At 45.3% G+C, this 12334-nt stretch carries 11 protein-coding genes; all 11 read right to left on the reverse strand.

All coding sequences use genetic code 11. The annotated features are described in order from the left end of the window. Positions 1-108: 108 nt before the first annotated feature. Positions 109-1275, reverse strand: a complete 1167-nt coding sequence (locus VN379_RS14835) for an ABC transporter substrate-binding protein (RefSeq protein WP_325535179.1) — start codon at positions 1273-1275, stop codon at positions 109-111. Between the two features lie 268 nt (positions 1276-1543). Continuing rightward, positions 1544-3151, reverse strand: coding sequence for a nitrite/sulfite reductase (locus VN379_RS14840; RefSeq protein ID WP_325535181.1), 1608 nt, complete (start codon positions 3149-3151; stop codon positions 1544-1546). 151 nt (positions 3152-3302) lie between these two features. Next, positions 3303-4871, reverse strand: coding sequence for a DHA2 family efflux MFS transporter permease subunit (locus VN379_RS14845; protein ID WP_325535183.1), 1569 nt, complete (start codon positions 4869-4871; stop codon positions 3303-3305). 17 nt (positions 4872-4888) lie between these two features. Continuing rightward, positions 4889-5908: an HlyD family secretion protein gene (locus VN379_RS14850; protein ID WP_325535185.1), complete on the reverse strand. Its 1020-nt coding sequence runs from the start codon at positions 5906-5908 to the stop codon at positions 4889-4891. 15 nt (positions 5909-5923) lie between these two features. Continuing rightward, the gene (locus VN379_RS14855; protein WP_325535187.1) at positions 5924-6283 is read right to left on the reverse strand and encodes a PadR family transcriptional regulator; all 360 of its coding nucleotides are present in this window, start codon (positions 6281-6283) and stop codon (positions 5924-5926) included. A gap of 171 nt (positions 6284-6454) precedes the next feature. Next, positions 6455-7081 (reverse strand): TatD family nuclease-associated radical SAM protein, encoded by a 627-nt coding sequence (locus VN379_RS14860; protein ID WP_325535189.1) that lies wholly within the window; start codon positions 7079-7081, stop codon positions 6455-6457. Next, on the reverse strand, positions 7071-7424 hold the full coding sequence (locus VN379_RS14865) for a DUF2292 domain-containing protein (RefSeq protein WP_325535191.1): 354 nt from the start codon (positions 7422-7424) through the stop codon (positions 7071-7073). Before VN379_RS14865 ends, VN379_RS14860 begins: the two co-directional genes overlap by 11 nt. Positions 7425-7577: 153 nt before the next feature. Further along, positions 7578-8462: an ABC transporter ATP-binding protein gene (locus tag VN379_RS14870; RefSeq protein ID WP_325535192.1), complete on the reverse strand. Its 885-nt coding sequence runs from the start codon at positions 8460-8462 to the stop codon at positions 7578-7580. A gap of 159 nt (positions 8463-8621) precedes the next feature. Next, complete coding sequence (gene cysK / locus VN379_RS14875) at positions 8622-9551, reverse strand: cysteine synthase A (RefSeq protein WP_325535194.1); 930 nt, start codon at positions 9549-9551, stop codon at positions 8622-8624. Positions 9552-9854: 303 nt separating this feature from the next. Continuing rightward, positions 9855-11150 carry a nitrogenase cofactor biosynthesis protein NifB gene (nifB, locus tag VN379_RS14880; protein WP_325535196.1) on the reverse strand — a complete coding sequence of 432 codons (1296 nt, stop codon included), beginning with the start codon at positions 11148-11150 and terminating at the stop codon, positions 9855-9857. Between the two features lie 62 nt (positions 11151-11212). Further along, a complete protein-coding gene (nifH, locus tag VN379_RS14885; RefSeq protein ID WP_325535198.1) occupies positions 11213-12088 on the reverse strand; it encodes a nitrogenase iron protein in 876 nt (291 codons plus the stop codon). Positions 12089-12334 lie beyond the last annotated feature (246 nt).

Below are 12334 nucleotides of genomic sequence, written 5' to 3' on the forward strand. Positions count from 1 at the left end.
GATCATCTATATCTTATATTTATGGTATCACAGGTGCATTAAACTGTCAACCATTTTTGGGCAAATTATCCGGTTGACAATTCGCACCCTGGCAGCCAAATTTGGTCTTTATAGTTTAGGCGTCACTTTTTCTTTAAATACCTGTTTGCCGTCTTTCATCTCAATAACAACGGCACTTTTGATCGGGTTGTGATTGGCATCAATGGTCACCAGGCCTGTGCTTAACTGCAGATTTTTGGTTTGCTCCAGCGCTTCACGAATTTTAGTCGGATCGGTGCTGTTGGCCCGCTTGATGGCATCAATCATCAGTAAGCCCGCATCATAGCCCAGAGCGGAAAAAACGCTGGGCTCCTGGCTGTATTCCTGTTTGTAGGCTTCAATAAATTTTACAACATTAGGGTCGGTATCCTGTGAGGAAAAATGGCTGCTGAAAAATGAATTATTGAGCGGTGCCACCCCGGCAATTTCCACCACTTTGGCATCATCCCAGCCGTCAGTACCCAGAAACGGCATATTCATGCCCATTTCCCGGGCCTGTTTAAGAATTTTTCCTACCTCTTCATAGTAAGCAGGCAGGAATACCACATCCGGATTAAGAGCTTTAATTTTAGTCAGGGTAGACTTAAAGTCCTGGTCTTTTTGGAGAAAAGCTTCTTTGCCAAGTACCTGGCCGCCATTTTGCGTAAACAGGGTTTCAAAAGACTGGGAAAGGCCCTTTGAGTAATCGGAACTGTTGTCAATATAGATGACGGCTGTTTTGGCTTTCAGCGTGTTGCTGGCAAAGTTAGCCATAATGGTACCCTGCAGCGGATCAATGAAACATGAGCGGAAAGCATACGGACGGGTTTTACCATTATCGACGGTAATCTTTTCATTAGTGCCTGTCGGGGTAAGTACCGGCACCTTATTGTCCTGGGACACCTGCACAGTAGCCAGGGTGTTGGAACTGGTTGCCGGCCCGAAAATAGCCACAACCTTGTCCTGGGTAATCAGTTTGGTGGCAGCATTAGTTGCTTCAGCCGCTTCTGACTTATTGTCCGCCAGGACCAGGGTAATCTGCTTGCCCATAATACCGCCGGCAGCATTGGCCTGTTTGATTGCCAGTTTAATGCCGTTGACCGCCTGATTGCCATAATTGGCAACACTGCCTGTCAGTTCGAAATTACCGCCAAGTTTGATAACATTGGCCTCTTCTTTGGTCCCGCCGCCACAACCGGCCAGTACACCGGCCATAAGCAAAGTACTCATCGCCACTGCTACTAATTTTCTTCGCATATTTTCTCCTGCCCTTCTTGTTCCCCGGACTGATTATTCCAGCCTCAAGTGTGCAACTTGGGGTCTTTTGTTAAGAATGTACTTGTGTCGAGGAATCTATGTATTTTGTACTCAAAACACACTATACACCTTTACATCTTTGTTGTCAACACACTACAGTCCCTCTTATGTATTAATACATTTGTCCTTTGTGCAGGAATACACAAAAAGAGCTTGGCGTTAAAAAAATTTAGGCCACTTCCGCTCTGAAGAAGTGGCCTAAGATCAGTTATCCCTGCGCAATATATTTGTCAAGTTCAAGCTGGAAACTTTCCGGGCCGACTCGTTGTACAAACTGATTAAAATATTCTCCTGGTAATTTGCCGGTTATAAAAAACACAACAAGGCTTTCAATTGCTTTAGCTGCGCGATCAGCGGGAACGCTGCCCTTAAGCTTGACGCTAAAAGCAGCCTGTGGCCCCAGTTTACCGCCAAGCGAAAACTCAAAGGCCTCTGTCAGCTGATCCCCCACTCTCGCCATGACTCCCTGCAGGCCAATATCGGCAACCTGCTGCTGCGCACAGGAATTTACACAACCACTAATATGGAGAACAAGGGGTTCCTCCAATTTCACCTGTTTATCCAGATATTCAAGAATGGCTGCCGCTCTCTGCTTGGTTTCAGCAATGCCAAGTGGACAAAATTGCGTACCGGTACAGCAGACTGCCCGGGCAGTAAATGGTGCGGGGAACGGAGTCAGCCGTGTTAGTACCTTTTCCGCAAGTAAGTTTTCCACCTGCGCATCAGGAATGTTAAGTAAAATCATATTCTGCGAGTTGGTTGTGCGAAGTGAACCATCACCATATTGTTCGGCAAGGGCTGCCAATTGTTCGATCTCGTCGGCATCAAAACGCCCCAGCGGTATGCTTAGTCCAACATAATTAAGGCCGGCCTGTTTCTGTTTGTTGACGCCATACAGGCACCCGGCATTCCAATCAACGGTTAAATCCTGGCCGCTTGCAGCCAGCGGTCCTGTCAGTTTAACGACTTCCTGCCGGAACTTGTGAATACCCCAGTCTTGTAACAAGAATTTCAGCCTGGCATGATTACGTTTTTCCCGGTAACCGTAGTCGCGGAAAATGGCAGCCACGGCCTTGGCTACCGCCAGCACCTGCTCTGATCGAACAAAGATATTTAGCGGTAACGCCATACTTGGTTTGGCGGAGAGACCACCACCAACAAGCACATTAAACCCCAGCACTTTTTCCCCAACCAGTTCTTTTTCAGCCGGAGCAAAGGATAAATCGTTGATTTCAGCGTGTACCGGGTTATGAATACTACCGGAAATCGACATTTTGAATTTACGGGGAAGATTGGAAAAATCTCTATTATTATGGAAAAAATCGGATACCTGTTTTAAGATCGGCGCCGCATCAATTACTTCTTCCGGATCATAACCTGCTACCGGGTTTCCCACAATCGTACGAGGACAGTCACCAGCAGACTCCAGGCAGCTTAAACCAACTTTCTCCAGCCTGGCAAAGATATCAGGTAAATATTCTACGCGAATCCAGTGAAGCTGGATAGCATGCCTTGTAGAGATATCCAGGAGGTTGCGGCCATAGTCACGGGCAAGGCTGCCTAATACCCTTGCCTGAGCAGAGGTCAGCACCCCGCCCGGGACTTTTACCCGCAGTAAAAAGAATCCTGCTTCTTTAGGGCGGGATATGTATAGCCCCAGCCATTTGAGCAGATCAAAATCCTTTTCTTCAATGGCATCAAAGCCAAGTTTAGCATAACGTTCGATGTCGTTGACTATATCCAAGCCGTCTTTTTCGAGCTTGATTAATTCAACCTTGTTCAACTTGTCCAATTCTTTGGCCCATGCTTGTTCCATTTTTGAATTCCCTCCATAGTCTTTACTTAATAAAGAAAAAAGGCCAAAGTTCACCACAATGAACTTGGCCTTCAGTTTTCTGATCAGCATATACCTAAAATAACAGATTTCTAGTAATTTGTAAAGCATCCGCTCTTTCTTGGCTATGCTGCTAATTCACCTCTGCCACCACGGCCTTGACTGACTCAGCCTGCTTTTTCCCCTTCCCGGCATTGCGAATTAAGAGCGCCGGTACAATACCGATAGCGCACAATACCGCCGTAACCAGAAACACATCGTCAAAGGCCAAAACAGCAGCTTGTTTTGCCAACATTCCTTTTAGAACTTCTAAAGCCATCAGCTTGCCTTCACTAAGCGTAAAGCCGCTATGGACAAAATATCCCTGCATTGTTGCAATTGTCTGGTTGGCTGCGTCGGAGGTTATATTTAAGGAATTGCCATAAACAGCCGTATGAAAGGTAGTCCTGCTGTCAAGTAATGTCCCCATGACAGCGACACCAACACTGCCGCCAACATTCTTAAACAGATTGAATACCCCTGACCCAACCCCTAATTTATCTTTGGGCAACGAACCCATAACACCATTTGATAACGGCGACATGGTTAAGGCCAGCCCAACCCCCATAACAATAAGCCCAAGTGCAATATAGAGGTAAGGGGTTTTGTCATCAAGCAGACGGAAAGAATAGAGTGCGCCGGCCATAATGGCCATACCGGCCGAAGCAGGAATCCTTGCCCCAAAACGATCTGCAAGACGCCCGCCTGCCGGAGCAAGCACTACCATCGCCAGGGTGAGCGGCAGCATCGCTATACCGGCGTGAATAGCGGTATAGCCTTGAATATTACGAAGATAAAACGGCAAAAGAAACAAGCCGCCATACATCGCCATAAAGGACAGAAAACCCACGATATTAGACATCGTAAATGTTGTGTTTTTAAATAGGCCAAGATCAACCATCGGCTTATCAATATGGCTTTCCAGGAATAGGAATAGTCCCATTGAGAATACCGCTGCCATACTGAGGCTGACGATATACACTGAGGACCACCCCTCTTTAGCGCCTTGATTGAGTACCAGCAACAAACAGCTCAGGCTAACTACCAATAATGCACCACCGATATAGTCAACGGTAGCATCGGTATGCTCGGCCTTGGATTCCTGCAATACTTTTACGCCAAGGAAAATACCGGCGACCGCAAACGGCAGGATAGAGTAGAAGATTAAATGCCAATCCAGATATTCAACAATGGAACCGCCAATTGTAGGTCCAAGAGCACTACCGGCAGCAGCCAGAGCTCCCCACAACCCCAATGCTTTCCCGCGCTCTTGTGCCGGGAATGCCTCTGAAACCAGCGCCATCGCATTAGGAAACAGGAGCCCGGCACCTATCCCCTGCACAATCCGAAAAACAATTAACACGGTACTGTTCCAGGACAAACCGATTAACAGTGTAGCGGCTGCAAAAATGCTGAGACCGATGATATACAGCTTTTTACGGCCAAACTGGTCTCCTAATTTTCCTGTAATCGGCAGGATTGAGCCATAAGGCAGCATATATGCCAACGATACCCAAACAACCGAATCCATAGTAAAACCAAAGACCTGCATAATATTTGGCAATGCAATATTTACTGAGCTACTCACATAGCCACTGAGCATTGTTCCCAGCGTAACAGTAAGAAGCACCAGATATTTGTTAGGCGCAATAGTTTGTTCCATCCCCCCCACCTCTTTCATTAACTAACATGCACGTTCACTATCGCTGACATGCCGGGTTTTAGTGTATATGCCTCATTTGGGTTAACCTTAATTTTAATCGGAAGTTTCTGAGTAACTTTAGTGTAATTGCCTGAGGTATTTTCTGTTGGCAGTAAGGCAAACTGAGATCCGGTTGCTGCACCGATTTCACTTACCTCACCGCTAAATGTTCTACCCGGATAAGCGTCAATGCTAAATTCAACAGTCTGCCCAACCCGCATTTTTCCTACATTCGTCTCGTCGATGTTGGCTGCAACCCATATATCATTCAGATTGGCAATATTGACCAGCGCCTGACCTACAGATATACTTTCCCCGGCATCAACAGATTTTACGGCAACAACACCGGAAATAGGCGCTTTAATTACCGTGTTATTCAATTGTAGTTCAGCATTTTTTAACGCAGCAGCCGCTTGTTCAACCTGCGCGGCAGCTGCCTGAATATCTTCCGGACGTGCGCCTTCTGCGGTCAGGCTAACCGACTGACCGGCAGCATGATATTGTGCCTGAGCAACAGACAAAGCTGTACTTGCTGAGTCAAGCTGCTGAGCAGATATCGCTCCCTCATTATACAAGGTCTCACTCCGCTCATATATTTTTTGAGCATTTTCTAAATTGGCTGCTGCCTGTTCGGCACCAGCCTCGGCCTGGGCTATCTGCTGGGGTCTATTGCCGGCTTTTATTCCGGCCAATTTAGCCTGGGCGGCTGTCAGATTAGCGCTGGCTTGCGCAACTTGCGCTTCCAGCTCTTTGCTGTCAAGCTTGGCTATGATCTGCCCGGCTTGAACCTCATCCCCTTCATTTACCAGAACTTCATCAACCTGGGCCGATACCCGCGAGCTTACAGCAACAATCGTACCTTTTACTCTGGCATCATCAGTTGATACTACCCCGGCATAGTTAATCCACCACCATAAACCACCACAGAGAATTACAGCAACAACTAATCCGGCTATGCCGATCAGTTTTTTCTTATTTATCATTTTTTCTTGACTCATTTTTGCTCCTCCACTCTAATTGTGCAACAAGTCCTCCCGCAATATTTGCAGTTTACATTCTGATTCATCCAGCTTTATTCTGACCTTTTCCTGTAATGCGGGCAAAAATGACAACCCTAACTCAGTGATGGAGTATACCCGTTTATTGCGTGTTTCCGGATTGCTCCAGTTACCCGCTATATAGCCATGCTCCTCCATAATTCTGAGTAGTGGGTATAATGCATTAGGATTAGGAGAGATTGCCGACTTGGTCCTGTTTCGAATTTTTTCGGCAAGCTTATTGCCATGGATCGGTTCTTTTTTAAGTAGCGTCAGTACGTACAAACCGATAATCGATTTAACCCATGTTTTATAGTCACTATCTTTAGACAACATCACCAGTTCTCCTAGTTATATATAAAGTTATTATTTTTAATAATATTAATTTTAACAGTTTTTTTTATTAATTACAAGCCTGAATTAGGTACATATACCACTGCTAATCATACACGGAAAATTCAAAACGGCGATAAACTGTTTCTCAGTTCATCGCCGTTAGGTCATCCATTATTCAACAAAATGCCTTACTTTGAAATCCACGCCGATTTGCCGGGCGCCCTCCCTGCAAACCCGGATATCCTCTTCCGGCATGACATCAACGATTGTTAATACAACGGAAGGGATATATTGCTTGCATTTAACTGCAAAATCCAGCATAGCATCATAGGCTTTCTCGCCAAATTCCGAAAGACATATCTCCTGATACTCTTTGGCACTTTTTGCGTTCATACTGATAGAAATAGCGTCTACAAGGCCTGCCAGTAGTGGAGTGATATCTTGTTCATAAAACAAATTAGCCTGGCCATTGGTATTAATCCGAATGGGAACAGTATATTTTTTCTTCAGTTCCCTGCAGATGTCGATGATCGCATCGGTACGAACCATGGGCTCACCATAGCCACAAAATACGAATTCAGTCAACTCGGAAACATCCCATTGTTGAATATCTTTAATAACCTCATTCACTGTGGGTTCCCGCTCAAGCCAAAGATTAACCCCGTCAGCAACGCCAACTGTTTTGGTTCTTACGCAAAAAACACAGCTATTCGTACAGCGGTTGGTAATATTAATATATAATGCCATACCTAGTTTATAAGTAATTGTCATAGATTTATCCTGTGTATTAGATGCCATCGCCGTGTATTCCTTCATATTCATTAATACGCCGTTTCTCCGTTTTCTCTATTTGATCAACCTTACCATCTTCTATCCTAATAATCAACTGACCATACATTAATCCCTGGAGTTGAGCAATAATTTTAGACTGCAAAGAGTGCTGTCCTGCCGGTACATCGCGGATTATATAGCCTGCTTTATTTTTCGAGGAGAAAATGAACCTCTCTGTTCTCTCCATCTTAATAACACACCCGTCTTGAATTGTTAAAATCAAGTGTCCATACTGGACAGTATGAAGAGAATGCCGAATCAACTCCATAACCTGAGGTAGTAACAGCTTCTTAGGCGTTAATTTCTCCACACATAACACCTCCCATATTTTTTAAGCATTTAACTGAACAACAAGATGATATGTAAATAAAAAAGCTAAGGGACTAATTTATAAAAAAATAAGCCCCTTAGCCTTCAGTATGTCTGATCAGCTAATACCATTATTCAGCTAATGATCAAATGTCTACAAGGCCGCCGACGAGGATATAGACTCAGCAACATTTTGGTCTGGCGAAGACTTCTTCCCGCCGGTGAAATGTTCATTTTGAAGGAGCTCCCAGATCTTATGCCGAACCCAGCCAAAATCGGCAGATGATCGAATGCCGTCACGTGGTCTGGGCAGGTTAATATTGACAATTTCCTTAATCGTTCCGGGATGAGCAGTCATAACAGCTACCCGGTCTGCTAAAAAGACAGCTTCGTCAATGCCATGGGTAACAAATATGATTGTCTTTTTTGTCTTTTCCCATATTCGCAGCAGTTCCTCCTGCAATACCTCTCTTGTCTGGGCATCCACAGCGGCAAATGGTTCATCCATCAATAACACTTCCGGATCATAGGCCAATGCCCTGGCAATTGCCACCCGCTGTTTCATCCCCCCGGATAATTCGTGAGGATACCGGTCTTCAAAGTTCGCCAAACCTACCAGCTCAATATACCGCTGGCTAATCTCCTTACGATCCTTTTTGGGAACTTTCTTTATTTCAAGCCCGAATTCAACATTTTTTCTAACAGTGCGCCAGGGAAATAGTGCATACCCCTGCATGACTATACCCCGGTCTAATGCCGGACCGGTAATTAATTTGCCATCAATAAAAATTTCGCCTGAACTGGGTTGAGCTAACCCTGCGACCATATCCAGGAAAGTTGACTTGCCGCAGCCACTTGGCCCGACTATGGCCAAAAACTCGCCTTGTTTAACAGTAAGATCCAGATGCTTAATTGCTTCAAACTCAGTAGCTTCTTCGTTCGGTTGTCGTTTAATCTGGTATACACGCCGAATATTACGAGCAACGATTTTAGCGTCTGCCCCAACAACGTCTGCTGCGGCTAGTTGACTTATGGACATAACGTTTCCCCCTTTAATAATATTCCTGCCAACAAAAAGTATGACATATTCTCAAGTCCCGTCATGCTATATACAACGCGTTAAAGTTTTTCAATCCACCACCCGACTGCGCCTGCAAGCTTCTTTAATGCGGAATATAGCAATACGATAGCCATTGGGTTACTCTTCTGAAAAAAGAATTGTACTCAGATAACGTTCACCAGTATCCGGCAAGATTACCACTATTGTTTTCCCTTTATTCTCCGGGCGTTTAGCAACCTGCAGGGCGGCAAATGCCGCAGCCCCGGATGAAATCCCCACCAGAATTCCTTCTTCTTTGGCTAGCCGTCGCGCAATCGTTAATGCTTCCTCATTCTTCACCTTGAATATCTCATCAATCACTTCAAGATTTAGCACATTGGGGACAAAACCTGCCCCAATTCCCTGAATTTTATGCGGACCGGGCTGGCCGCCGGACAGCACCGGTGAATCAAAGGGCTCCACTGCCACCACTTTTACATTGGGATTGCGTTTTTTAAGCACCTCGCCAACACCGGTGACAGTGCCGCCTGTACCTACACCGCCAACAATAATATCCACTTTACCGTCTGTATCCTGCCATATTTCTTCAGCGGTAATTGCCCGGTGGATCTCGGGGTTGGCAGGGTTGTTAAACTGTTGGGGAATAAAGGAGTTTGGCGTTACAGCCGCTAATTCTTCAGCTTTTAAAACTGCCCCTTTCATGCCTGCTGAGCCAGGGGTTAAAACCAACTCCGCACCATAGGCTTTTAACAGGCTGCGCCGTTCCACACTCATAGTTTCCGGCATGGTTAAGATCAGGCGATAACCTTTGGCAGCGGCAATAAACGCCAGGGCAATACCGGTATTGCCGCTGGTAGGTTCAATAATCACCGTATTTTTATTAATAATTCCTTTTTCTTCGGCATCTTTGATCATGCTAAAACCAATGCGATCCTTAATACTGCCGCCAGGATTAAAAGACTCAAGTTTTGCGACCACTTCAGCCTGAGCTCCTGCGGTAACTTTATTGAGCCGCAGGAGCGGTGTCCCGCCGATTAATGCGGTGATACTGCTGGCAATTTTAGACATAATAGTTTAGCCTCCTTAAAAATTTTCCTGATAAACAAAAAAGCAAAGAATAATTCTAAACAGAATAATCTTTGCCTTCAGTATGCTCTACTGATCAGTCAAATCCTGTATTAACATGTCTTCGCCTGAATTGGTAACCCTCAGTATTTTCGACTGTCAGGTTACCAGGCAATAAAAAGGCCAAGGCACATCCTCACAGATAATACCTCAGCCTTCAGTCATTCTGATCAGCCAATCGATAATTCTCCTATAATAACTACAATTATACTGACTGGTAATTATTTGTCAATCAATTTTTCCGGCTCACTTAAAGCCACTGGCCTGCTTAAGCGGCAACCCCGCAATTTGACTGGCAGCATAACGAAGACCGGCTTCGACTGTATCGCAGTATTCTGTAATAAAAACCCCGTATCTCTGCAGGTTCTCTTTGGCATGATAGCCAATACGCATTGTCAATACTGCGTCGCAGTCTTTTAGTGATTCAATAATCTGATCCCGTTTAGCATCTAAGCTGTCGGTATCACATTCTGCCATACCCTCGCAATACTGAGCCACTGCCCGGGTTTCTCTGAGTTGAAACTCTTGCCCGTCTCCCTGGTAGATAAAAAATTGGGTTGCATGACCAAAATGCTGATCGACCAACTTGCCATATTTTGAGGTTACAGCAATACGATACGTTTTTTTGATTTTTGGTCTGTTCACAATTGCATCATCTGGTAAGCGGTCACACATCCGGAACTCCTGCGAACGGTCTTCATGCAGCAAACCGATGGCATCGGCCCGGCATTGCTGGCAGTGCCGCATCTGGTGAATGTCAAGCTCGCAAACATCCCGCAGGGCATTTACCTCTTTTGTACTTGTTTGCGGCAGGTGCTGAAAGGCACTCCCCGGCGCGGGAATCAACGGCATGATATTGGTAACGAAAACCCCCAGCTCTTTCATCTTTTTGACTACCGCCGGTATATGACTGTCATTGAGACCTTTAATCATAACTATATTGATCTTAACCAGCACACCCTGCGCTACTAAATATTTTATACCGGCTAACTGATTTGCCAGCAATAGTTCTGCTGCTTTCAGGCCAGTGTAATTCTTTCCCTGGTAGGATACAAACTGATAGATCTGTGCACCAATAACCGGGTCTAACGTGTTAACCGTTACCGTAACATGACGAACACCTAAGTCTACCACCTCTGGGGCATATTCCGGCAGCAATAAGCCGTTAGTCGATAAGCAGAAGGTAATATCCGGGTTGACGGCTTGAATGTTTTCAATCGTCTGCCTGGACAATTGCCAGTCTGCCAGCGCATCACCCGGGCCGGCAATGCCAACTACACTAAGTTGCTCAATGTTTTCTTTAACCCAGACAAATTTATCTTTAGCAAGGTCAGGTGTCAATACCTCGCTTGTGACACCTGGCCGGCTCTCATTGACGCAGTCGTACTTCCGGTTGCAGTAATTACATTGGATATTGCACCTGGGAGCCACCGGCAAATGAATGCGGGCATATTTATGATGAGCATCTGCGGAGTAACATGGATGTTTACTGGTTTTTTCCAAAGTTTCCGTACTCAAAGTACCAGAACATACACACCCCATACTTTTCACCTCGCTTATTCATATAGGGCCTTCAGCATACAAGATTACTGGCTGTATACCAGCTAGATGCCGGCAGCCGCACTGCGCACCTCACCTGTTTCCAAGGCCAGCAAATGATCGGCCCATTTTGCCGCCCACTCGCGAAGTTCAGCGGTTTCCAATGGTGAGGGCACTTTTGATTCTACGGTTTCTACAACCCGTTGTGCCAGGCGACTGTATATTTTGGCCTGTTCTGAGTTAGGCGCAGCCTCTACCGTTGTTTTTCCCTGAAGCTCGGCCTGGGTCACCGTTACCGACCGGGGAATATACTCGACAACCTGAGTTTTAGTACGCTGCACAAAATCATCAACAATCTCCTTGGCATAAGGAAGATTGATTGAATTTGCAATCAGGCCACCCAGCAGCGCACCACCGGAGTTAGAGTATTTCTGAATTCCCTTGAAGAGGTTGTTGGCTGCATATATAGCCATAAAATCAGCCGAAGACACTGTAAATACATGTTCAGCAATGCCCTCACGAATGGGAACGGCGAAGCCACCACATACTACGTCACCTAAAACATCATAAATAACAACATCCAAATCCAGTTCATCATAGACTTTTAACTGTTTTAGCAACTGCACTGCCGTAATAATTCCCCGTCCGGCGCACCCCACCCCCGGGGCAGGTCCGCCTGCTTCCACGCAATACACACCATTAAACCCTTTATAAATTACGTCTTCTGCTTGCACCTTATTTTTTTCACGAAGTGTATCCAGTACTGTAGGAATATAGGTACCGCCGCGCAAGGTATTGGTCGAGTCTGCTTTCGGATCACAACCAAATTGCATCACCTTATAACCCAACTTCGATAACGAAGCGCTGATGTTGGATGTTGTGGTTGATTTACCAATTCCACCTTTGCCATAGATAGCAATCTGCTTAATTTTTTTACTCATGTGTACGCCTCCCAGAATTGTCAGAATGACCAAAAAAGGTCAGAACAACAATTCCGAAGAACTGTTATTCTGACCTTTGGTTGATTTACCAATCAGTCTAGCAAAATTAACTTGTAACTTATTATACTGAACACGTTGAAAAAACACAAGGCTATTTTATAAAATGTTTTACGATTATTTTCGCTTCCCTTATCTCTCTTGACGAACCGCGCAACCCCTGCTATAATTTTAATAAAATTCATACTG

The organism is Sporomusa sp., assembly GCF_035561255.1.
Classification (GTDB): Bacteria; Bacillota; Negativicutes; order Sporomusales; family Sporomusaceae; genus Sporomusa.

Coding starts and splice junctions, on each gene's coding strand:
- VN379_RS14835 (WP_325535179.1), bottom strand. CDS start 1,275: ATGCGAAGAAAATTAGTAGCAGTGGCGATGAGTACTTTGCTTATGGCC.
- VN379_RS14840 (WP_325535181.1), bottom strand. CDS start 3,151: ATGGAACAAGCATGGGCCAAAGAATTGGACAAGTTGAACAAGGTTGAA.
- VN379_RS14845 (WP_325535183.1), bottom strand. CDS start 4,871: ATGGAACAAACTATTGCGCCTAACAAATATCTGGTGCTTCTTACTGTT.
- VN379_RS14850 (WP_325535185.1), bottom strand. CDS start 5,908: ATGAGTCAAGAAAAAATGATAAATAAGAAAAAACTGATCGGCATAGCC.
- VN379_RS14855 (WP_325535187.1), bottom strand. CDS start 6,283: ATGTTGTCTAAAGATAGTGACTATAAAACATGGGTTAAATCGATTATC.
- VN379_RS14860 (WP_325535189.1), bottom strand. CDS start 7,081: ATGGCATCTAATACACAGGATAAATCTATGACAATTACTTATAAACTA.
- VN379_RS14870 (WP_325535192.1), bottom strand. CDS start 8,462: ATGTCCATAAGTCAACTAGCCGCAGCAGACGTTGTTGGGGCAGACGCT.
- cysK (WP_325535194.1), bottom strand. CDS start 9,551: ATGTCTAAAATTGCCAGCAGTATCACCGCATTAATCGGCGGGACACCG.
- nifB (WP_325535196.1), bottom strand. CDS start 11,150: ATGGGGTGTGTATGTTCTGGTACTTTGAGTACGGAAACTTTGGAAAAA.
- nifH (WP_325535198.1), bottom strand. CDS start 12,088: ATGAGTAAAAAAATTAAGCAGATTGCTATCTATGGCAAAGGTGGAATT.